This window comes from Aeromonas sp. QDB62, assembly GCF_027705695.1.
GTDB lineage: Bacteria > Pseudomonadota > Gammaproteobacteria > Enterobacterales > Aeromonadaceae > Aeromonas > Aeromonas allosaccharophila.
Window position 1 is genome coordinate 87,265 of sequence record NZ_JAPDCD010000011.1, and the last position, 22,419, is coordinate 109,683.

Genomic DNA, 22,419 nt, shown 5'->3' on the forward strand with positions numbered 1-22,419 from the left:
GGTATTACTCCTCGTACAGCAGAGCAGGCATTATTCCACACAACGGCTGGTCACTCTGAGTACCTTTGTCCAAAAATGGGAGGGTGCACTCAGGAAAACGAGCTGCAAACTGCTGCTGCAAGACTGACAGCGTAGCCGGGGTGACCCTGTTCATCGCCTCGCAGTAGGCAAGCCAGAGGGCGGGAGCCTCCTTCGCCAGCCGCGCGAAGGTCAATTCGGGCGTTTGATGCCAGCAGCCATCCAGCTCGTCGACCAGCTCCGGCAGCTCCACCAGCAGCCGTAACTGCTGATAACGTATCTGCGGCGAGCCACCCTGGTCACCCAGCGCCTGCGCCATCAATTGGTTGAACCAGTGGAGCCGTGATGCACGATCCTCGCGGCTGAGCAGTTCGGGCCCCTGGCGCTGCAGCGCAGCCAGTTGCAGCAGCCATGCCAGCCCCTGTTCATCCCGATCTTTGAGCAACACACCACCAAGATGGGACATCTGTTCCGGTTCAGCCTGATCCAGCAGATCAACGGGGTAACAGCGCAGCGTCAGCAACTGCTCAAGATGCGGCGAACAGCAGGGCTCCTCCCCCGTTCCGGTCTCATCCACAAAAAGCGAGATGGCCAGCTTGCCGTTGGCACTCTGCCGATTGCTCGTTGCGGGATCCCACAGGATCACCACGGCGATCCGCTCATCAGCAAGCCAATGGGCAATTTCCTCGGGCAAGGAGTTGGGCAAGGAGGGAGCGCGATCCAGCCGCCAGTAGCTCACCTCGCACGGTTGGCGACCGCTGAGCTGGCGCCGCCCGCGATAGTGCATCCCCAGTTTGGCCATCACCCGGCCGGAGGCGAGATTGTCCGGCATATGGCGAGCCGTCAGCGCTGGCAGTTGCAGTTGGTCAAAAGCGAACCCCTTGACCAAGCGTGCCGCCCGGGTGGCCAGACCGCGATTCTGCCAGGGCACGCCCACCCACCAGGCCAGCTCGCCATTCCAGTGCAAGGAGATCACCCCGACCAGCGCCGCACCTTGCTCCTCTGGCAAGGTGATGGCCCAGCTCCAGCCAAGACCAAGCGCCGCCTTGCGCCAGCTGAGCGCCAGCCAGTCGCGGGCCCCCTCCGGCGGATAGGGATGAGGAATATTAAGGGTGTAGCGGGCCAGCGCCTCGTCGCTGCAGTAGCGCACGATCTCGCGATCATCGGCCGCCTGCAGTGGTCGCAGTACGATGCCTGATAGCGGATGGTCCTCAACCAGGGTCGGCACCATCACGCGGCGCGCCAGCAGGCGATTGAGCACGGCGCCCAAATCGGCCTCGGGGGTGAGTGGCAGGTCAACCCCCACCGGGCCAAGGGTCAGCAGCCCCTGCTCCCTGGCGAGGGTCAGCAGCGAGGTGGAGGCACTGATCAGGATCTGGCGGCTGGGATCGACATGAAAATCCGCCAACAGATCGCCATCGAGCCAGGCGGCCAGCAGGGCCCCCGGGCAGAGCACCCCGTCAGGGGGACAACTCGCCCAGGGAGCATCGCTTTGATCGAGGGAGGACGCCGCCTCCTTGCCCAGCAGCAGCTGCCAGCGATGGCCTCGCTGCTGCCAGTGCCGCAACAGCGCAGCCCACTGCTGCTGCCACAGACTCGCCTCGATCAGCAGTTCCATCAGCTGGCCTGACAGGCCGCAGGCAGCGTCAGGTGGCGGGGATGGGCTTCGATACGGGCGATCCAGTCACGAATGGCCGGCCACCCCTGCAAGGAGAAGATCCCCTCCTCTGCCACGTGGGTGTAGGCATAAAGGGCAATATCGGCGATGGTCGGGGCATCGCCGCACAGGTAGGGACTCTGTTTCAGTTGCTGCTCCATTACTGCCAGCGCCTTCTCGCCACCGGCTTTCAGCCCATCGAGCCGCGCCTCCTGGGACTCGGGGCGGCCGAGATAGTGAACGATGAAGCGGGCCACCGCGATATAGGGCTCATGGCTGTACTGCTCGAAGAACAGCCACTTGAGCACCTCGGCCTGCTGGCGCGGATCGGTGGGCCACAAGGCGCTGCCTTGCGCCAGATAGAAGAGGATGGCGTTGGATTCCGCCAGCGCATCGCCTTGGCCCATCTCCAGCACCGGGATCTTGCCGTTGGGGTTCATGGCCAAAAACGCGGGGGTACGGGTATCCCCCGCCTGAATATCCACCGCCACCCAGTCGAGAGGCAGCTCCAACCAGCGGGCCAGCAGCCACACCTTGTAGCAGTTGCCAGAACGCAGATCACCATACAGACGCATACACACTCCTTGTGAAAACGGATTTGAACAGCGCGATCAGGGGGCCAGACGCTCGATATGCCAGCCATCCCCTTCGCGGGTGTAGTAGAAACGGTCGTGCAGCCGGTGCTCGCCCCCCTGCCAGAACTCTACCGTCTCAATCACCACCCGGAAGCCGCCCCAGAAGCTCGGCAGCGGCACTTCGCCATTGGCAAACTTCTGCTTGAGCTCAAGGAACTTGGCCTCCAGCACGCCGCGGGCCGAGATGCGGGTCGACTGCTTTGAGACCCAGGCGGCGATCTGGCTGTCCTTGGGGCGGCTGTGGAAATACTTCATCACCTCGAAGGTGCTCATCTTCTCCACCCGACCGGTCACATGAACCTGCCTGTCCAGCGTGTGCCAGGGGAAGAGCAGGCTGATACGGGGATTGCCTTCCAGCTGCTGCGCTTTGCGGCTACCCATGTTGGTGTAAAAGACCATCCCCTGGGCGTCGTAGTGCTTGAGCAGCACGGTACGCTGCCAGGGCTGACCCTCGGCATCGACGGTCGCCACCACCATGGCGGTGGGATCGGTCAGTTTGGCCTCACAAGCCTGCGCCAACCACTTCTCGAACAACACCAGCGGATCGCTCGGCAAGTCGGCCCGGTGCAGCCCGCCACGGGAGTATTCACGGCGCAGATCAGCAACATCCATCATCTTGATTTTCCTTCAAATAAATAATGGTTCCACGACCATCAAGAGAGTGACGCAGGCATTGTGCTCCGCCCGTCTGCCAGTGACAAGCCATAACGCAGCGGGGAGGCAACTGCCTCCCCGCTGTGCTTACCTGCACACTATTACCTCTCAATTACCTCTCAATCGCCTCCGGCATGCACTTTTCCAGCATCCGTCGGTTATATCGGGCGGCATAGTCAATCCGTTGCTCGAACTCCGCCTCCTTGCCCATCTCAATGACATCACCGAACCCTTCCAGATAACGCACTCCGCATCGGGTCCTCGCTTCTGCTTGCAGTGACTCCACAACTCCCGGGGCCATACCGCCACGCCCGCCGCGCACGATGAGCCGATAATCCTGCGCGGCAAGGCTCTCCTCTATTGTTTCGGTCAGAGAGGCGGCCATAACCTGTTCTGCGCATATATGCAAAAGCAGCAAACTGGCGACTAGCCGTAATATCTGCGCCATCCGGCTGCCCCTCCCATCAGGAGGATCACGATAAGACTCACAGCGCCACCACCACCGCCGCCACCCGCACTGTTATTGTTGATCACGGTTGCACTCTCCGTCGTGGCCGACGCATTACCTTTTATCCCATTGATAGAGAAAAAAATATTATTGCTGCATGCCAACTTCAGCCTGGCCGTGCTGGTCAACGGTGCAGGCAACACCACACTGGTCGAGCCGTTATTGGCCAACCCGCTTGCCAGCGTCGTCCAGCTAGATCCGCCATTCTGTGTCAGTGCCAAATCCACGCGAGAGCAGTTAATGGGAGGCTGATCGGTCCCTGCAACATCCCATGTCACCATCTGGGTACTACCCGCCACCATGGTGCCGATCTGCGGAGCTGTGATGGCAAATGCTGCGCCGGTATTGATCACCTGAACCACCATTTCATCACTGCTCACCGCCCCCTGCCCATCACGCACGGTAAGGCGGAACTGAAGGTTACGATTGGTCGCAGGCCACGCCTCTCCTTTGGCCAATACACCCGAGATCAGCGAGCTCATGGCGGGCAAGGTTCTGCGGGGATCCGATGTCGGAGAGACAAAGCGAAACAGCGGGCGGGTTCCATCATCCACCATGGTCGCCACACTGTAGGATGCATTGCCAAGATCAACCTGCTCCCAGGTGTAACTCAGGGGATTACCGTCCAGATCCAGCGCGCTGCCGACCAGTGTGAAAGGGGTATTGGCGGGGATCACCCGATCGTTCCCCGCATCCACGACCGGCGCGTTATTGGCAAGCGCCAGATCTGTGCCGCAGGAGGGCAAAGAGGCCATCAGGGTTCGCATCTGCTCGATCGACTTGCTGTGAAAAAAAGGCGCGCTGTTAACCTGCAGATTCTCTTCACCACAGATCCCGGCATAGGCCATGATGGTCGAGCCACTGCCCGGCTCCCAGGCTGAATCAGCCTTGCGACCCGTCGCACAACTGTCGGCTGTGCCGTTGAAAGAGTGTTCGGCCCCCAACTGATGCCCCAGCTCATGCGCCACATAATCAATAAAGAAGGCATCGCCGACAGGCGGTGAGCCCCCCGTCATGCCCCGTGAACGGCTGAAGGGGTTACACAGGGATCTCAGGGTCGCCACGCCGCCACCGGATGTCGCCAGCAGATGACCCAAATCAAAGGTTGGATTTAACAGTAACCCCTGCTGGGTCTGGTTGATGGCGATATCTTGGGTCGAGTTGGTGAAGGGATCCGTTGCCGGGTCGGTGAAAATCACCTTGTCCGTATCGGCTGCAAGCTGGAACTCGGCACCCACATCACGGCGATAGACTTCGTTGACCCGATTAAGCAGTGTTGCAATAGCCGAGAGTGCAGCAACCTTGGTACCACCGTGATACTGGGTATATTCCCCCGTTGCCGAGATGGCGATGGTGTAGCGCTTGCGCAAATTGCCATCGACCAGCACGGCCCGCTCGCGATCGTCCCCCAGAGAATCCAGCACCTGATCCACATCCTGTCGGCGCCAGGCATCCTGCTGCTCATAAACGGCATAGGAGAAACCGTCCTGAAGCGGATCGATGTAAAAGGTACGCCCCCGGTGAGTAAACATACCGTGAAAACCATGCATGGTGACATCGAATCGACCGGTATCCGTGGCCTGATCGATGGCCTTGCCATTGTAGGTATTGATAGAAGGGTAACGTTGGGCCAACGCGTCAGGGAGCAGGGCATTGGGATGAACATCAAACTGCACCGTAGTGCCATCTGGGAGTGGCAAGGTCAACACACTGGCAAGATGCCCGGGTTCAAAAGGCTTGTCCGGAACGACCACTCTGACCTTGTCAGCTCGCACATCATAGACGCCCCCCCTTGCCACGCTCTCATCCATGAAGGTCCACTGGGGTTCTGCCGCAACCTGAACAGACAAACTGGTGATAATCACCGCAATGCCATGCTTCATAGAGCCTCCTTGCCCTACCTTGGTGATCCCAAGTATGGTGCAGCGTAAATGGCCGATCTGCGTGACAGACAGAAAAGAAAATCCGCACAAAACCGCTATCACGCTTAAAAATCCTGCTACTACCGATCCCCACACCTCCGGTGAAACAAGCGGACTCCGTTCAAAAGCGGAAAAAAATGAAGGCGCCATTGGCGCCTTCACGGATAACCTGGGGGCAGAAGAGCCCCTCATCTGGATGGATATATTGGTGTATTACGGCTTGTCAGCACCCGATGCTGCCTGGCAGTGCGTCACCATGAGCTGGTTATACTCGCTGGCATAAGCGCTCAGCCTGGCATGTGCCTCTTTCTGCTCGGGTCTTATCACATCACCCAACCCATCCAGATAACGCACGCCGCAGCGTGCCTTGGCTGAGGCCTGCTGCTCGGCTGCAATACCGGGGGCGAACTCTCCCCGCCCGGCTATCACTACTAGGCGATAATCCTGCTTGGCGAGGTTGGCACTCAGCTCCTGTTCCAGCGTGCTGGCATCGGCCTGACAGCCACCTAGCATGGCAAGCAGCAACAGGGGGACTCCCCTCATGTGCGCCTCCGTTGCCAGCCGAGCAGCGCCAGTGCCAGCGTCCACAATCCGAGCGACCCGCCACCACCACCGCCACCTGAATTAGAGCCACCTTGCACCAAAGGCAGTTTGAGGGGGCTGATGGCAAAGAAGATGTTGTCGCTGCAAGCCACTTTCAACCTGACGCTGCTGGTGAGATTGGCGGGCAGCGTCACCGTTGCAGCGCCATTGTTGGGCTGACCTGCCGCCAGGGTTGTCCAGCTCGCACCCTCATCCTGGGTCACCGAGATGTCCACCTTGCTGCAACTGATAGGTGCCACCGTGGTGCCCGCCACATCCCATGCAATGGACTGACTGCCCCCCGGCGTGAGAGTGACCCCGGAAAGTGGGCTGGTGATACGAAATGCCGCGCCGGTATTGATCACCTGCACTTTCATGTCATCGCTGGCAACGCCACCCTGACCATCGCGCACCGTCAGTCTGAAATTGAGATCCCGATTGGTGGTCGGCCAAGCTTCACCTTTGGCGAGAGTACCGGAGAGCAACGATGGCAAGCTTGGCAGGATCCGCTCCGGCGATTTCGTTGGAGAAACAAAACGGAAGATCGGCCTGAAACCATCATCAACCATGGTTGCGACACTGCTCGATTCGTTGCCCAGATCGATCTGCTCCCAGTTGTAGAGCAAAGTATCGCCGTCCAGATCTGCACCCGACCCCTTCAGGGCAAATGGCGTATTGGCCGGGATCACATAATCGCTACCAGCGGCAGCCTGCGGGGCATTATTGCTCAACGGGAGTGTGGTTCCGCAAGTCGATACGGTCGCCATGTGCGCACGCATCCGCTCGATGGATTTGCTATGAAAATAGGGATCGCTGTGCGGCTGGATATTCTCCTCACCGCAGATGCCGGCATAGGCCATGATGGAGTTGCCACTGCCCGGCTCGAACGCCTGCCCGGTGGCCCGGTTGCCCCCACCACAACTGCCCGTTGTACCGTTAAAGGTGTGATCGGCACCGAACTGGTGGCCAATCTCATGGGCCACATAATCGATAAAAAAAGCATCCCCTACGGGGTCTGACGAACCCGTCATACCTGACGACTTGGCCCCGTAGGCGTAATAAGGCGGCATGGCATCAACACATAACACACCCAACCCCGCCAAGCCTCCGCCACCGGTGTTGAGCACATGGCCGATATCAAATGCCCCCAAATCCCCATCAGCAAAGGCCTGCGCCTGCACATCGACGTTGCGATCCGCATCCGCATCGGTGTTATCAAAGGGATCGCTGACCGGATCGCTAAAAATCACACTGTCATTACCGCTGGCCAGCACGAACTCGGCCCCCACGTCGCGCTGATAGACTTCGTTCACCCGGTTGAGCAGGGTAGTGATGGCCGCCAGGGCCAGCACCTTGGATCCACCGTGATATCGGGTGTACTCACCGGCTGCCGAGATAGCGATGGTGTAACGCTTGCGGACATTGCCATCAACCTGCACTTTGCGCACCAGTTTGCTGACACCCGGCCCGATTACCTTGTCGGCATCCTCTTCCAGACGACTATGGGCATCCTTCTGGTAATAGACGGCATACCCTTCGGCATTGCGCAGCGGATCGACAAACACCATCTGGCCCTGATGGCTGAACATGGCGTGGAAACCCTGTGGCCCCAGATCGAAGCGCCCGGTATCGACCGGATGCGCCGGGTTGTAACCCTTGAAGGTACGGATCTGAGGATACTTGGCTGCAAGGTCTGCGGGCAGCACGTCGTAAGCTCCCAGAGCAAAGGTAACCTCCCCCCCATCGGGTAGCGGCAGGGTCAGCTTGTTGGCTCCCGCTTGCAACGCGGCAAAATAGTCGAGCGGCACCTTGGCGACCCGGAACTGATGGGCCCGCACCTCATAACCTTCGTCTGCTGTTGCTCTGGCGGCAACCGTGCCCCATTCGCTGGCCATCAGGCTGGTTGAGCCCAGCATGCTGACCATCAGCAAGGCAACCGTAGAGTATTTCGTCACATGCATTGTTTTTAGTCCTTGTATTAATGCAATCGCCTGAATTGCGGCCTGTACTTTATTTTTATTCGGCCACATCAATACAAAGCTGAAGCAACCCTTTCCACCATTCCCGAGTGGGAGTGTTGCGCCAACCCCGTCTAACCCCTATCATTGCGCGGATTTGTCAATTTTAGAACTGCCCCTCTTCACAAAGGTGCGGTTCATCTTTATCTGGCCAAGGTTAATCTCATGCTCAAATCCCCACTGTTGCCCCGTTTCGGGGATCTGGTCGTTGCCATTGTTGACGATGTGCTCGGTCAGGGTCTCACCCTGGATCGCGCTTATGCCCGTCACTTCTCCGGTATCGAACTCAAACCGCAAGAACAGGCAAGGATTGCCCTGGTCACCGGCGACCTGCTGCGCCGTCTCAGCCTCTATTGCTTCCTGACCGGTATCCAGGTCCGTCAGGCCGAAAAGAATGTCTGGCCGCTGCTGCACAGCTGGCACGCCTTCCACAAGATTGCCCAGCCCAACAACCCGACCCTGGATCGCTTCAATGAAGAAGCATTCCGCCGCCGTCTGACCGAGGCGAAGAAGAACCCGGTATTGATGGATGGTTGCCCGAGCTGGCTGGAGAAACTGGGCAGCGAGCAACTGGGTGAAGCCTGGCCTGCCGAGCGTGCCGCCCTGGCCTGGATGCCCAAGCGTTACCTGCGGGTCAACACCCTCAAGTGCACCCGTGATGAGCTGCAGGCCATTCTGGCCAAAGAGCAGGTCACCACCATTCCGGTTGAAGGTGTGGAGACTGCCCTGCAGGTCACCTCCGACGCCGCCCTGTTCCGCACCAAGGCCTTTGCCGATGGCTGCTTCGAGCAGCAGGATGCCGGCTCCCAGCTGGTGGCTGCTGCGCTGGAAGTGACCCCGGGCATGCGCGTTATCGACGCCTGCGCCGGTGCCGGTGGCAAGACCCTGCACATCGCCGCCATGATGCAGGGCAAAGGCCGTCTGCTGGCAATGGATGTGGAAGAGTGGAAGCTGGAGAACCTCAAGCAGCGTGCCCGTCGCGCCGGTGCCCACAACGTGGAGACCCGGGTCATCACCAGCAGCAAGACCGTCAAGCGCCTCAAAGAGAGCGCCGACCGCGTACTGCTGGACGTGCCCTGCTCCGGTCTGGGCGTCCTCAAGCGCAATCCGGATGCCAAGTGGCGTGATACCGCCGAGCGTCTGCCGGTGCTGGTCGCGCTGCAAGAAGAGATCCTGCAGCGTTACAGCCAGATGGTGAAGGTGGGCGGTCTGCTGGTCTATGCAACCTGCTCCATCCTGCCGCAGGAGAACCGCCAGCAGGTGGACAAGTTCCTCGCGGCCAACGAGAACTTCCGTCTGCGTGACGATCACACCGTGAGCCCGTCCGAGACCGGCTTCGACGGTTTCTACATGGCTCGTATCGAACGGATCGCCTGATCTGCCCGATGACCAGATAGAAAAAGCGGCTGCCTATGGCAGCCGCTTTGTTTTGGCTTGCTGACACCTTCCGATGGGGGCTACAGCGCAGCAATCGCCTCAATCTCGATCTTCACATCCTTCGGTAACCGGGCCACCTCCACACAGGATCGCGCCGGATACATGGCATCGTGCTCGGTGAAAAAGTCGTTATAGACCTGATTCACCGCAGCAAAGTCGTTCAGATCCGAGACAAACACCGTGGTCTTGATGATGTTGCGCACTTGGCCGCCTGCCGCCTCGACAATCGCCTGAACGTTTTGCAACGAACGCAGGGTCTGCGCTTCGATGCTCTCCGGGATCTCACCGCTCACCGGATCCAGCGGGATTTGGCCCGACGTGAAGATCATGTTGCCGGTCACGCTGCTTAAGGTAACGCCCTGCACATAGGGGCCGATGGCACCCGGTGCCGCTTTGGTACTGATAACCTGTCGCATTTTAAGCTTTCTCCTTGATTTCATATAAGTGGTCAGCCCGGAGCAAACCCGCTCACTCCGGGCGCATCAATCAGATCATGTTGGTGAAGGTTCTGGAGATGACATCCTGCTGCTGCTCGCGGGTCAGGGCATTGAAGCGCACCGCATAGCCGGAGACCCGGATGGTCAGGCTGGGGTACTTGTCCGGATTGTCGATAGCATCCAGCAGCATCTCGCGGTTCATCACGTTGACGTTGAGGTGCTGACCTCCTTCCACATCCCGCTCGTGATGGAAGTAGCCATCCATCAGCCCCACCAGATTGTTCTCGCGATTGGCGTGCTCCTTGCCGAGCGCCCCCGGCACGATGGAGAAGGTGTAGGAGATCCCGTCCTTGGCATATTTGAACGGCAACTTGGCCACCGAGGCCAGCGAAGCGACCGCCCCCTTGCGATCCCGGCCGTGCATAGGGTTGGCCCCCGGCGCAAACGGTGCACCGGCGCGGCGACCATCCGGGGTGTTGCCGGTCTTCTGGCCATAGACCACGTTGGAGGTGATGGTCAGGATCGACTGGGTCGGCACCGCATTGCGGTAGGTCGGCAGCGCCTGGATCTTCTTCATGAAGCGCTCAACCAGATCGCAGGCGATGGAGTCGGCCCGCTCGTCGTTGTTGCCGTATTGGGGATACTCCCCCTCAATCACGAAATCGACCGCCAACCCGTCCGCATCGCGCACCGGCTTGACCCTGGCGTACTTGATGGCCGCCAGCGAATCGACCGCCACCGACAGACCGGCAATGCCGCAGGCCATGGTGCGATAGACGTCGCGATCGTGCAGCGCCATCAGCGAGGCCTCGTAGCTGTACTTGTCGTGCATGTAGTGGATAAGGTTGAGCGCGCTGATGTACTGCACCGCCAGCCAATCCATAAAGCTGTCGAGGCTGGTCATGACGGTCTCGTAATCCAGCACCTCGTCCATGATGGGCGCCACTTTCGGGCCAACCTGGATCTTCAGCTTCTCGTCCACCCCACCGTTGATGCAATAGAGCAGGGTTTTGGCGAGGTTGGCGCGGGCACCGAAGAACTGCATCTGCTTGCCGATCACCATGGGGCTCACGCAGCAGGCGATGGCGTAGTCATCGCTCTCGAAGTCGGTACGCATCAGGTCATCATTTTCATACTGCAGGGATGAGGTATCGATGGAGACGCGGGCCGCGTAGGTCTTGAAGGCACGTGGCAACCCTTCCGCCCAGAGGATGGTGAGGTTGGGTTCGGGCGCAGGCCCCATGGTCTTGAGGGTATGGAGGTAACGGAAAGAGTTCCTGGTCACCAGCGTGCGACCATCCAGCCCCATGCCGCCGATCACCTCGGTCGCCCAGATGGGGTCGCCGGAGAAGAGGGAATCAAACTCGGGGGTGCGCAGGAAGCGCACCATGCGGATCTTCATGATGAAGTGATCGACCAGCTCCTGGGCATCCTGCTCGCTGATAAGCCCCGCCTTCAGATCCCGCTCGATATAGATGTCGAGGAAGGTCGCGGTGCGACCGAGGGACATGGCCCCGCCATTTTGCGACTTCACCGCAGCCAGATAGGCAAAGTAGAGCCACTGCACCGCTTGCTGCGCGGTGCGAGCCGGGCCGGAAATATCGCAGCCGTAGCTCGCCGCCATCTGCTTGATCTGCACCAGCGCCCGCTTGTGCTCAGCCAGCTCCTCACGCTGACGGATCACCTGCTCCAGATTCTCGCCACGTTCGAGGGCCGGTTGCAGATCGGCGAACTGCAGCTCCCGCTCACGGATAAGATAATCTATGCCATAGAGTGCAACCCGACGATAATCTCCGATAATGCGACCACGGCCATAACCGTCCGGCAAACCGGTCAAAATTCCCGATTTTCGGCAGCGCAGCATCTCGGGTGAATAAACATCAAATACACCCTGATTGTGGGTTTTGCGCAATTCGCTGAAGGTATATTCAAATTCGGGATCCATCTCCCGACCATATGCCTCAAAAGAGCTTCTGATCATATTTACACCACCAAAGGGGTGCAGCGCTCTTTTCAGCGGTTTATCGGTTTGCAGACCAACGATCTTTTCCAACCCCTGCTCGATATAACCGGGTCCGTGGGCAGTAATGGTCGTGGCAATATTGGTATCAAAATCGACCGGCGCGTGGGTGGCATTCTCGATGCGGATCCCTTCCATCACCTTGTGCCACAAGGTGGTGGTCGCCTCGGTAGCATCGGCCAGAAACTGTTCATCGCCTTCATACGGGGTATAGTTTTGCTGAATGAAATCACGAACATTGATTTCATGTTTCCAGTTTTCACCGGCAAAACCTTGCCATGCCTGGATATAACTATCCTGCTCCAATTGCACATCAATTTTCATTCAATAAACCTCGTTCACGATTCATGACATTACAGTTGAAATATTCAGACACACTCGACCTGACGGATCTCTTGACCCAGGCGAATGGCATCCAGCGCAATCATTTTTTCTTCATTGGTCGGAATGACGGCTGCAAATATTGCCGAAGCGGGTGCAGAAATAATCCGGCATCCCATGGCATTGGGTTGTTTATTCAACGCTTCGCTCATGGCGATGCCAAATACCTGCAGCCGTTCACACACCAGTTTTCTGATAAACGTGGAGTTCTCGCCAATACCGCCGGTAAAAATAACGGCATCAAGTCGGCGCAATGAGGTGGCATGACCGCCAATATGGGGTTCTAGGGATTTTCCGTCCAAAAACGACAAAGTGCTCTGGAGGCCACGCCGTCCGCGGCCTCCAGAGGGGTATTACTTTTTTGGCGCTTCACATAGCCAGTCACAATAAATCAATCACTTAGCAGTCTGAATGTCGCATTTGGACGGAAAATCCCTAGAACCCCTACCTGGTGCTGTTCAGCCGCCTCGGCCACTACGATCCCGTCTGGCTGGAGCGGCTGCTGGCCGAGGGCGACCTCTTCGAATACTGGGCCCACGAGGCCTGCTTCGTGCCCCGGGAGGATTACCGGCTGCTGCGCCATCGCATGCTGGATCCTGCCGCCATGGGCTGGAAGTTTTCGGCCCACTGGCTCGCCACCCATCAGCAGGACATTGACCGGCTACTCGAGCAGATCCGCCAGCAGGGGCCGGTGCGAGCAGCCGACTTTGCCCGCCAGGGAGAGAAGGGCAACGGCTGGTGGGACTGGAAGCCGGAGAAGCGTCATCTCGAGGTGCTCTTCACCGCGGGGCGCCTGATGGTGCGCGAGCGGCGCAACTTCCAGCGGGTCTATGATTTGGCAGAGCGGGTCATGCCCGGCTGGTGCGACGAGCGGGATCTGCCGAGCCCGGAGACGGCGCAGCGAGAGATGGTGCGTGCCAGCTGCCGGGCGCTGGGGCTGGTCAAGGCCGGCTGGGTGGCCGACTATTACCGGCTGCGACGCGGCAAATACGATGCCCTGCTCCATCAACTGGCCGACGAAGGAGAGCTGTTTCCGGTGCGGGTGGAGGGATGGCAGCACGGCGCCTTCGTCCACGCCTCGCTGGCTGACGAGCTGGTCAAGGCGCAGGGGGGCACCCTCAGGGCGACCCATACCACGGCCTTGTCGCCCTTTGATCCTCTGGTGTGGGATCGCAGGCGGGCCCGCGAGCTATTCGAGTTCGACTACCGCATCGAGTGCTATACCCCGGCGCACAAGCGCCAGTACGGCTACTTCGTGCTGCCGCTGCTGCATTGCGGCAAACTGGTGGGCCGGATGGATGCCAAGGCCCATCGCCAGCAGGGGATCTTCGAGATAAAGAACCTCTATCTGGAGGCTGGGGTCAGGGTGACCCGCACCCTGGCAGGGGAGCTGGGGAAGGCGCTGCAAAAGCTGGCGCAGTGGCACCAGACGCCGACCCTGGCCTATGGCGATATTCCGCCCCTCCTGTTGGCGCTATGGCGCCCGGAGCACGGGCTGTGAGGGTAGCACAGAGGGCAAGACGCTCTGCACTCAGGAGATTGGCACATGGAGGAAGAGGGATGAAGGGATTCTGGCTGTTGTCGGGCATGATCCTTGCCATGTTGATGCCGGTCGCCTCGGCACAGGAGAGTGACGCGCCGGTGCGGATCTGCCTCGGCAATGGCAGTGAATGGCCTCCCTACACTTATTGGGTGCGCCACAACGGCGTGCCGGAACCCGAACGGCTGACCGGGGCGGCGGCGACCCTGGTGCTCGATGCCCTGCGCCAGAATGGTTTGTCTCCCCAGATCCGCTACCTGCCATGGGCCAGGGTCAAGCAGGAGCTGGTCGACTATGGCCAAAACGGCCTGTGCGAGCTGACCTGGGATGCCAGCTACAAGCCGGAGCTGGCGGCCCATGTTTACTACAGTGTTCCCCTCTATCACACCCGCCTCGGTCTCTTCTACCTCAAGCGCCGCTTCCCCGAGGCGCCGGATCTGGAGGTGGCCAGCCGCGGCCGGATGTGCGGACTGCTTGGCTACAACTATGCCCCCTATGGCATCAACAAGAAGCTGCGGCGGGTCAAGCGGCTGCAGCAGGCTCTCGACCTGCTGGCGCGGGGGCGCTGCGATTTTCTGCCAAACTCGGTCGAGCCGTTGCTAAGCGGCCTCAGCCTTGGCATCTACCAGAGTGAACCCGGTTTGACCCATCTGCGCCTACCCAATCGCAAGGGATTCTACCTGATGGTGAGCAAGGGATCGCCGCGGGCTCAGGAGCTCATTACTCAGCTGGATAAGACGCTGGTGGCCTTTGAGGAGGAGGGGCATACCGGCAAGGTGATGGCGAAGTTTCTGCCGCCGCTGGAGTGACGGCGTCGCCGGATATAAAAAAGGCCAGCCGGTGCAAACCGGCTGGCCTTGGCCATGGATGGGGATATCACGCGGCCAGGCGGGTCAGCACCTTCACCAGCAGCTCGATGCGCGGGGCAATGCTCGCCAGATCCAGATACTCCTCGTCACTGTGGAAACCGGCGCCGATAGGGCCCAGACCGTCCAGGGTCGGAATGCCGAGGGCGGCGGTCAGGTTGGCATCCGAGCCGCCACCGACCTCTTGCCAGCGGATGGGCAGACCCAGCTCTTGACCACACTCTTCCACGATGGCCATCAGGGCCTTGGTGCCTTCTGACGGCACCATGGCCGGCTTGTGGGCCTCGCGAGTCAGCTTGATGGTGACCCCTTCCAGATGAGGGCGCTCGGCCAGGGTCAGCAGCCGGTCGTTGACCTGGCTGTACTCCTGATTGTCCCAGAAGCGCACGTCCACGACTGCGCTGGCATGGGCCGGCACTATGTTGGCGCCATTGCCCCCCTCGACGATGCCGATGTTGAGGGTGGTGCCGCTCTCGAAGTTGGTGAGGGCATTGATGGCCAGGATCCAGTGACCCAGCTCGGTGATGGCGCTGCGCCCCTTCTGCGGCTCGTTGCCCGCGTGGGCCGCCTTGCCGGTGAAATCGAGGCGATAGCGAGCCATCCCCTTGCGCGCTTTGACCAAGGATCCGTCGGCACGGGCTGCTTCGGCCACTAGCACCTGACGGGCCTGTTTGGCCACCGAGGCCAGCCAGTCGCTGGAGTGCAGGGAGCCAATCTCTTCGTCCGGGTTCATGCAGACGCAGATGCTCAGGCTGTCGCGCACTTCGCGGGGCAGGGCGCGCAGGGCATGGACGATGTTGAGCAGGCCGGATTTCATGTCGGAGACGCCGGGACCGTAGGCCCGCTCGCCATCGACGCTCAGCGGGCGGGCGGCGGCGGTGCCGAGGGGGAAGACGGTGTCCATATGGCCAATCAACATCACATCGATCTGCTCGGCATCAGGCTGGTTGCGAATTTCCAGTCCCACCCCGGCTACCCCGCAGTCGACCCGCTTGATGTGCCAGCCACCCATGGCCTCGTATTTGGCGGCCATCAGATCAGCCACTGCGGTTATGCCAGGTTGGTGCAATGAGCCGCAATCCAGGTTGATGAGAGGGGCCAGCTCGGCCAGGTATTCATCCAGAGAAAAAGTCATCGGTTGCTCCACTTGTGTGGTTGTACGAAAAGGGTCAGAGAAGGATGTTCATCACCAACATGGCGCCGAAGGCGTTGAGCACTGAGATGGCGACCATGATGGGGATGTAGCGCCCTTCGGTGCCGATGCAGCCGAGGATGCGGCCCATGTACTGCACCTGGGAGCCCATCAGGTAGATGGCGGGGGCCAGGATGGCGATGTGGGTACCGTTGAGGATCCCCTGATCGAACAGGGTAATGACCACGCCGACCGCGCCGCCCATGGACATCCAGGCGCCGATCAGCACTGCAGCTGCCTCACCGGGCAGACCGAACACCGCCATGATGGGGGAGAAGATGGCCCCCATGGCGTCCAGGGCGCCGGTGATCTGCAGCGCCTTGATGATGACGAAGGCCATCAGCACGTTGGGGACGGTGGAGGTGGTGGCAATGACCCATCCCTTCTTGGCCCCTTCGACGAAGATATCGGTGACGATGGGTTTCTTGACGTTGGCCTGGCTCATTTGGCTTGCTCCTGAGTGCTGGGGGTCGTGGCGTGCTGGGTGTTGTCGCTGTTTTTGCCTTCGGTCAGGTTGAGGTAGACCCGAAACAGGTTGGCTCCGACAAATTTGAAGGCAAACATCACCACCACGGCGAGACCGATGGAGGAGCTGACCGCCGGGCTGCCATCGGCCAGGGTCAGGGTGAACAGCACGGCGCCGGAGGAGAAAAAGTTGACTATGGTGGCACCGGCGGAGAACTGGAACATGGTGAAGACGTCGGTCTCGCGCTTGGTGATGAGCCCTTCATCCTTGAGCTGGCGGGTCATGGCGGCGCCGGCATCGGTACTCTGCAGGGAGGCGATCAGCGCCAGGCCCGTGTTGCCAGGGATCCCCATCAGCGGGCGCAGCAGCGGGGTCAGCAGCTTGCGGGCGGCATCCAGGGCGCCGTAGTGTTCCAGCACATTGATCATGCCGAGGGCGAACATCACGGTGGGGATCAGGGTCAGGGCAAACAGGAAGCCGTCGCGGGCGCCGTTGCCCCCCTTGCCGCGCATGTCGGTCATGGCAGTCTTGAGGCCGTCGCCGTTCTCGCTGACGCTCTGTACCATGGTGCCGAACGAACCGTTCAGTGTGGTGAAGTCGAACACTCCGTACCACTGGTTGGACTGCAACAGTCCCGAAAAGAAGACGATGGCGAACGCCAGTGCCAGGTAACTGCCTATCGTTACCGAGCGTGATTTGTCAGTCATGATTTAGCTCCATCTGAATAAATATTTAATCGCTCGCAGTATGAATGATGCAATCGTCAGTAAATTGATGGCGGTCAAACTGGCGCACTGTCTTTGGTGTTTGTTGTGGTTTATGTGATGGCGATCGTTGCTTTGATGGATAAAAATCCGGTTTTTACAGGGATTTTTGAATGGCAGTGTTATGCGGGCGGTATGGGGTTCTAGGGATTTTCCGTCCAAAAACGACAAAGTGCTCTGGAGGCCACGCCGTCCGCGGCCTCCAGAGGGGTATTACTTTTTTGGCGCTTCACATAGCCAGTCACAATAAATCAATCACTTAGCAGTCTGAATGTCGCATTTGGACGGAAAATCCCTAGAACCCCGAAGTGCCCCTTTCTTGGATGCAGGACTCCGGCCCTTCCGAAGCGCTCTGCAGAAATTTGTGTGGAGGCTAGGCGTTACAACGAAGGCAAGGTCAAGCCCTTTGGGTTGCCCTAGCGGGCAGGCTGCATGGACAAGGTGGTGGGAAAACCCCGCGTCGTCGCTGTGGCCACTCCGACATCCAGCTCACGAGTGCCGTTGTGCGGTTGAACCGGTCGGTCTTGTGGGTGATTGCGAGCGCGGGAGGCTCAGGCGTCCAAGCTGCCGCCGCCCATTGCTGTGCCTGCGCGGCATCCCGGCGCCCAGGCAGGGCCCGCGATTCAGGGTGTTGCGCCCAGGCCGCATCGAGGACGTCCTTGAGGCTAACCGGCGGCGTGGGTACCGGCGCCTCGCAACCTGCCATTCGCCTGGGTGCTTGGGCCTGGTCAGTCGTCGGCTTTGTCCTCGGAAATGTGGACCGCCATGTCCTGCAGCACCTGGCTGACGTGCTGGTCCGCGATGCTGTAGAAGATGTGCTTGGCTTGGCGTTCGCCGCGCACGAGGCGCGCACCGCGCAGCAGCCGCAGGTGATGGCTGACCAGAGACTGCGACAGGTCGAGCGCTTCGGCGATGTCCCCCACGGCGACCGAGCCATGCATGCACTGCAGCAGGATCTTCAATCGCGATTGGTCGCCCAGCAGGCGGAAGGTCTCGGCCAGAACAGCGACGTCACTTTGCGACATTGCGAGGGCATCGGTCGCCGCGTCGTGGCTGGTGGTCGAGCATTGCGCGGTGTCGGCGCTGGTGGTTTTGCGGGACGTCATGGATGCAAATCCTCAAGTGGAGTGCGAGCCGGCTCGCGCGGCCTCAATGCCTGTGACCAGGAGCGGAATGGTCGTGGTCATGGCCGTGGCTGTGCCCGCCGCCATGCTTGTGATTGCCATGATCATGGCCGCTGTGGTCGTGCCCGCTGTGGTCATGACCGCTGTGATCGTGGCCGCTGTGGTCCTGACGCTCCGACGTGGGCTGCAAGCTGCAGACGTTCTCGTCGGTGCCCGAGTTCCAGTCGATCCCGACCGTGGCGTGTTCGATGCTGAATTGCTCTCGAAGCACCGCTTCGACGCGCTTGACCACGGCGCGTGCTTCCTCGTCCACGTTGGGGCGAACGTGCAGCGTGGCCATCGTGCGCCCGGAGGTGAGCTGCCACACGTGAACGTGGCTGACGGCCGCCAGGCCCGGCACGGCGCCCATCAGGCCTTGCTCCACCTTCTCCGGCGAAGCATCCTCCGGCGCGCCTTCCAGCAGGATGTGGATCGACTTGGCGAGCAGCTTCCATGCGCTGCGCAGGATCAGCGCCGCGACCAGGACCGACAGGATGGGATCGATCGGCGTCCAGCCCGTGAGGTAGATGACGATCGCAGCGACGATGGCGCCGACCGAGCCGAGCAGGTCGCCCATCACGTGCAGGATGGCCCCCTTCACGTTGACGTGATCGGTCTCTCCGCGGGTCATGATCCACAGCACGAGCACGTTCACCAGCAGGCCGAGCACGGCGACGATCATCATCGGGCCGGCCAGGATCACGGGCGGCGCCTGCAGCCGCTCCCACGCCTCGTAGGCGATCCAAGCGACGATCGCGAACAGGGTCACGGCGTTCAGGAAACCGGCGATGACCTCGAAGCGCAGGTAGCCGAAGGTGCGCTTGCTGTCGGCCGCGCGGCGGCCGAACCGGAATGCTGCGTAGGCCAGTGCGAGCGCCGCGGCGTCGGTCAGCATGTGGCCCGCGTCGGCCAGCAAGGCCAGCGAGCCCGACAGCACGCCTCCGACGGCCTCCACGACCATGAAGCCGAAGATCAGGAAAAAGGACAGCAGGACCTTGCGCTCGTTGGCGCTGGTCACGGTCGGGGTGTGGTCATGATCATGGTCGTGATCGTGACCATGGTCATGTGCGTGGGATTGGGACATGGGGCCTCGGGAAACTGGGTCTTTGACTGTGGCTCAAAATATAACACATGAACATGTTCTCATGTGAATTGTTGTACACATTTGTGTTCGCGTCTCACCACGGCCGGGATGCCGCTCCGGGCAATTGCCTTAGCCTGGCTCGGCGACCATTCCCCCCGCCTGGCAAGCAGCCGTTGATCTAACATCCAGTGGCAGTATCCCCCCTGGGGGGATATGATTTCAGCATGGAAGACATGCATAAGCACACCACCCATCCCGACCTGGTGAAGCGGCTCAAGCGCGCCGAGGGGCATCTGCGGCACGTCATCGGGATGATCGAAGGGGGAGAAACCTGCCTCGACATCGCCCGCCAGCTCGCGGCGGTGGAAAGCGCGGTGACGGCGGCCAAGCGCGTCCTGATCCACGACCACATCGACCACTGCCTGTCCCATGACGAGGACTCCGTTCTGACCGAAATGAAGGCGCTGACCAAACTGCTCTGAGGCCGTCCGATGCTCTCCGTCCTGAATAACCGCACCTACCGCCACCTGTTCACCGCCCAGGTGATCGCGCTCGTCGGCACCGGCCTGATGACGGTGGCGCTCGGCCTGCTGGCCTACGAGCTGGCCGGCGCGGATGCAGGCGCGGTGCTCGGGACGGCGCTGGCCATCAAGATGCTGGCCTACGCGGGGGTCGCGCCGGTCGCGCAGGCCTTCGCCGACCGGCTCCCGCGGCGCTCGCTGCTCGTGGCGCTGGACCTCGTGCGAGCGGCCGTCGCGCTGTGCCTGCCCTTCGTCACCGAGGTCTGGCAGGGGACCCCGCAGAATTCGGAGAAAAACGTACGCTAAGGAAACTCTGAAGAAGACTTCCTGATTTTGGCAAAATACCCGGATTCCACCCGCCGAGTTTTCCGATGAAGCAGATGACCTTCGCCTACGCCGAGTATGCCGGCAAGCGCAAGCAGGCCCGCAAAGAGTTGTTCCTGATCGAGATGGATCAGGTGGTGCCGTGGAAGGGTTTGATCGCCTTGATCGAGCCGCACTACCCGAAGGGTGAAGGCGGCAGTCCAGCCTATCCGCTGATGGCGATGTTGTGCGTGCATTTGATGCAGAACTGGTTCGGCTACAGCGACCCGGCGATGGAGGAGGCGCTGTACGAGACTACAATCCTGCGTCAGTTTGCCTAAAGACGGAACATATGCACCAGACGCTGAAGTTGGGTTGCCAGAGCAGATAGTTGCTTACTGGTGGCAACATTCTGACGGGAAGCCTCGCTAGTTTCCTCGGCAATCTGGCTGACACTAGTAACGTTACGATTGATCTCCTCCGCGACAGAGCTTTGCTCCTCAGCGGCAGATGCAATCATGGCATTCATGTCATTAATAATCGCAACAGCGTTACTGATCTGATCCAGCATATGACCTGCGCTGGCAACCTGTTGTTTACCAGCTTGTGCTTTGGTGCAACTACTTTGCATGACCGCAACAGCACGATTTGCCCCGCCCTGCAGTTTTTCAATCATGGTCTGAATTTCGCTGGTTGACTGTTGCGTGCGCGAAGCAAGCGAGCGCACCTCATCCGCCACCACAGCAAAGCCTCGCCCTTGCTCACCAGCTCTTGCAGCTTCAATAGCCGCATTAAGGGCAAGTAAATTGGTTTGATCGGCGATGCTGCGAATGACATCCACCACAGAGCTAATACCAGCACTGTCTGCTTCAAGCTCATGGATAACGGTGGCCGCGTGCTCAACTTCACTGGCTAGGCTGTCGATAGAAGAGATTGTTTGATGAACAACAAGCTTTCCACTTTCCGACTGCTGATCTGCTTCCTGTGCTGCTCTTGCTGCACTGGCCGCGTTCCCAGCCACATCCTGCACAGTAGCTGACATTTCGTTCATCGCAGTAGCAACCTGATCTGTCTCCAACTGCTGGCGGCGGATGCCGTCACTGGTTTCAGTGCTGATCTGAGCAGTCTGCTCAGCTGCGGCTGCCAGTTGCTCCACAGCCCCCGCCAACTCTTGAATGGTGTGGTGAAAACGCGAAGCCATTGCATTGAATGAGCTAGAGATTTCGCCCAGCTCATCACGCCCCTGATAGGTAACTCGATAGCCCAAATTGCCATCAGCTAGCTGCTGACCGCCGACTTGAAGCTCGCGAACAGCTTTTGTGATGCCAGATACAGTAGCCAAAGCCACGACTGTGGCCAGAAACAGAGCAACCACTAGCGTGAGACCGATTATCACAACCAGACGATCGAAGCTCTCTTTAGCGCGCTGGTAGCTTGCATTGGCGCTCTCCTGCTCCGACTCAACCAGATTACGCACGCTGGCATAGGTCGTCATAAATGCAGGTTGCAAGCGATTCAGCAGGATTGCATTCCCTCCCGCATAGTCACCTTGGCGCATTGCATTGAGCGTCGGTTGAACACCATTATCCAGATAATCAGACAGCTTGTTTTGCAGTTCAGTGGCCAAGCGCTGATGCTCTTTGCTCATTGGCATACGCTGATAGTCAGCAAGGCGCTCACGCATGCTGCCTACGCTTCTATCCACAGCATCGAAATGCATGCTCGCGGGGTGGTCATGTGCCTTTTCGAACGCACTACCAGGCTGATGTTGCAGAGCAAGCAAAAGCTGAGTGCGTGCATGGTGCATGTGATTGGTGAGGTCGCCAAGCTTATCGAGCGGTAGCAGAACGTTGTTGTACATCTGGTTAATATCGGCATTGCTGCTGCGCATGCCGTTAAGCCCCTCCATTGTCAGGCCGGCAGCCGTAGCAGCTAGCAGAATGAGCAAACTGATGAGACGGGTTTTAATTGAAAAACGGGTTAGCCAATCACTCACTACTTCACCTCATTATTAGGCATATCAATGTGCCTTCATTGTATCGGCTGGTTCATTTGAAATCTTGAGTCAGGCTCCCCCTCAAGGCTTCTCGCCGTATGGTCTGGGGCAATTTAGTACTTAAATCAAAAACAAGCCATGAAGGCTGTCCGGCTAGGCTATAGCCTAGATTGACATCCGCGATGCAACCCTTAACTTGCTTGCACCTATCGTTTCCATGCTAGCTTTATCGTAACGCTAAGGAAGCTCTGAAAA

20 protein-coding genes and 2 pseudogenes are annotated in these 22,419 nt (G+C 59.7%); 6 read left to right on the forward strand and 16 right to left on the reverse strand.

The annotated features are described in order from the left end of the window. Positions 1-4: 4 nt before the first annotated feature. The 7 genes from OKC27_RS07735 to OKC27_RS07765 all read right to left on the reverse strand — a co-directional run bounded on the left by OKC27_RS07735 (position 5) and on the right by OKC27_RS07765 (position 7,937). Positions 5-1,636 carry a GNAT family N-acetyltransferase gene (locus tag OKC27_RS07735; protein WP_270806150.1) on the reverse strand — a complete coding sequence of 544 codons (1,632 nt, stop codon included), beginning with the start codon at positions 1,634-1,636 and terminating at the stop codon, positions 5-7. After that, positions 1,636-2,250 carry a glutathione S-transferase family protein gene (locus tag OKC27_RS07740; protein ID WP_270806151.1) on the reverse strand — a complete coding sequence of 205 codons (615 nt, stop codon included), beginning with the start codon at positions 2,248-2,250 and terminating at the stop codon, positions 1,636-1,638. The genes OKC27_RS07735 and OKC27_RS07740 overlap by 1 nt, the downstream gene beginning before the upstream one ends. 36 nt (positions 2,251-2,286) lie before the next feature. Then, the gene (gene pdxH, locus OKC27_RS07745) at positions 2,287-2,925 is read right to left on the reverse strand and encodes a pyridoxamine 5'-phosphate oxidase (RefSeq protein ID WP_058052865.1); all 639 of its coding nucleotides are present in this window, start codon (positions 2,923-2,925) and stop codon (positions 2,287-2,289) included. A 151-nt stretch (positions 2,926-3,076) separates the two neighbouring features. Further along, positions 3,077-3,412, reverse strand: a complete 336-nt coding sequence (locus OKC27_RS07750) for a hypothetical protein (protein ID WP_270806152.1) — start codon at positions 3,410-3,412, stop codon at positions 3,077-3,079. Continuing rightward, a complete protein-coding gene (locus OKC27_RS07755) occupies positions 3,391-5,355 on the reverse strand; it encodes a reprolysin-like metallopeptidase (protein WP_270806159.1) in 1,965 nt (654 codons plus the stop codon). The genes OKC27_RS07750 and OKC27_RS07755 overlap by 22 nt, the downstream gene beginning before the upstream one ends. A gap of 252 nt (positions 5,356-5,607) precedes the next feature. Continuing rightward, positions 5,608-5,937 carry a hypothetical protein gene (locus OKC27_RS07760; RefSeq protein ID WP_270806153.1) on the reverse strand — a complete coding sequence of 110 codons (330 nt, stop codon included), beginning with the start codon at positions 5,935-5,937 and terminating at the stop codon, positions 5,608-5,610. Then, the gene (locus OKC27_RS07765) at positions 5,934-7,937 is read right to left on the reverse strand and encodes a reprolysin-like metallopeptidase (RefSeq protein ID WP_270806154.1); all 2,004 of its coding nucleotides are present in this window, start codon (positions 7,935-7,937) and stop codon (positions 5,934-5,936) included. Before OKC27_RS07765 ends, OKC27_RS07760 begins: the two co-directional genes overlap by 4 nt. 222 nt (positions 7,938-8,159) lie before the next feature. On the opposite strand from OKC27_RS07765, the gene OKC27_RS07770 reads away from it, so the two are divergent. Beyond that, complete coding sequence (locus tag OKC27_RS07770; protein WP_042063700.1) at positions 8,160-9,371, forward strand: RsmB/NOP family class I SAM-dependent RNA methyltransferase; 1,212 nt, start codon at positions 8,160-8,162, stop codon at positions 9,369-9,371. A gap of 80 nt (positions 9,372-9,451) precedes the next feature. Here the strand turns inward: OKC27_RS07770 and OKC27_RS07775 are convergent, their stop codons facing one another. The 3 genes from OKC27_RS07775 to OKC27_RS07785 all read right to left on the reverse strand — a co-directional run bounded on the left by OKC27_RS07775 (position 9,452) and on the right by OKC27_RS07785 (position 12,580). Beyond that, complete coding sequence (locus OKC27_RS07775) at positions 9,452-9,847, reverse strand: RidA family protein (RefSeq protein WP_111807836.1); 396 nt, start codon at positions 9,845-9,847, stop codon at positions 9,452-9,454. A gap of 70 nt (positions 9,848-9,917) precedes the next feature. Continuing rightward, complete coding sequence (pflB, locus tag OKC27_RS07780; protein WP_270806155.1) at positions 9,918-12,212, reverse strand: formate C-acetyltransferase; 2,295 nt, start codon at positions 12,210-12,212, stop codon at positions 9,918-9,920. 44 nt (positions 12,213-12,256) lie between these two features. Then, a complete protein-coding gene (locus OKC27_RS07785) occupies positions 12,257-12,580 on the reverse strand; it encodes a hypothetical protein (protein ID WP_270806156.1) in 324 nt (107 codons plus the stop codon). Between the two features lie 128 nt (positions 12,581-12,708). On the opposite strand from OKC27_RS07785, the pseudogene OKC27_RS07790 reads away from it, so the two are divergent. After that, a pseudogene (locus OKC27_RS07790) lies at positions 12,709-13,770 on the forward strand (winged helix-turn-helix domain-containing protein); the annotation flags it as partial. Positions 13,771-13,829: 59 nt separating this feature from the next. Beyond that, the gene (locus tag OKC27_RS07795; protein ID WP_372587210.1) at positions 13,830-14,618 is read left to right on the forward strand and encodes a substrate-binding periplasmic protein; all 789 of its coding nucleotides are present in this window, start codon (positions 13,830-13,832) and stop codon (positions 14,616-14,618) included. Between the two features lie 67 nt (positions 14,619-14,685). Here OKC27_RS07795 and OKC27_RS07800 read toward each other — a convergent pair whose 3' ends face one another. From OKC27_RS07800 to OKC27_RS07820, 5 genes are all read right to left on the reverse strand, one after another. Beyond that, positions 14,686-15,810, reverse strand: coding sequence for a M20 family metallopeptidase (locus OKC27_RS07800; protein ID WP_210555960.1), 1,125 nt, complete (start codon positions 15,808-15,810; stop codon positions 14,686-14,688). A gap of 34 nt (positions 15,811-15,844) precedes the next feature. Continuing rightward, on the reverse strand, positions 15,845-16,312 hold the full coding sequence (locus OKC27_RS07805; protein ID WP_026457021.1) for a YjiG family protein: 468 nt from the start codon (positions 16,310-16,312) through the stop codon (positions 15,845-15,847). Then, the gene (locus OKC27_RS07810; protein ID WP_042025688.1) at positions 16,309-17,040 is read right to left on the reverse strand and encodes a nucleoside recognition domain-containing protein; all 732 of its coding nucleotides are present in this window, start codon (positions 17,038-17,040) and stop codon (positions 16,309-16,311) included. The genes OKC27_RS07805 and OKC27_RS07810 overlap by 4 nt, the downstream gene beginning before the upstream one ends. 785 nt (positions 17,041-17,825) lie before the next feature. Next, positions 17,826-18,203 (reverse strand): ArsR/SmtB family transcription factor, encoded by a 378-nt coding sequence (locus OKC27_RS07815; RefSeq protein ID WP_008786737.1) that lies wholly within the window; start codon positions 18,201-18,203, stop codon positions 17,826-17,828. A 43-nt stretch (positions 18,204-18,246) separates the two neighbouring features. Next, entirely contained in the window at positions 18,247-19,344 is a 1,098-nt protein-coding gene (locus tag OKC27_RS07820) for a cation diffusion facilitator family transporter (protein ID WP_008786738.1), read from the reverse strand. A 224-nt stretch (positions 19,345-19,568) separates the two neighbouring features. On the opposite strand from OKC27_RS07820, the gene OKC27_RS07825 reads away from it, so the two are divergent. From OKC27_RS07825 to OKC27_RS07835, 3 genes and pseudogenes are all read left to right on the forward strand, one after another. After that, complete coding sequence (locus tag OKC27_RS07825; RefSeq protein ID WP_019396551.1) at positions 19,569-19,826, forward strand: metal-sensing transcriptional repressor; 258 nt, start codon at positions 19,569-19,571, stop codon at positions 19,824-19,826. A gap of 9 nt (positions 19,827-19,835) precedes the next feature. Continuing rightward, positions 19,836-20,171, forward strand: a complete 336-nt coding sequence (locus OKC27_RS07830; protein ID WP_272804202.1) for a hypothetical protein — start codon at positions 19,836-19,838, stop codon at positions 20,169-20,171. Between the two features lie 65 nt (positions 20,172-20,236). After that, positions 20,237-20,506 (forward strand): annotated as a pseudogene (locus tag OKC27_RS07835) (transposase); the annotation flags it as partial. Here the strand turns inward: OKC27_RS07835 and OKC27_RS07840 are convergent. After that, complete coding sequence (locus OKC27_RS07840) at positions 20,506-22,164, reverse strand: methyl-accepting chemotaxis protein (RefSeq protein ID WP_103260121.1); 1,659 nt, start codon at positions 22,162-22,164, stop codon at positions 20,506-20,508. The pseudogene OKC27_RS07835 and the gene OKC27_RS07840 overlap by 1 nt on opposite strands. Between the last annotated feature and the right edge of the window lie 255 nt (positions 22,165-22,419).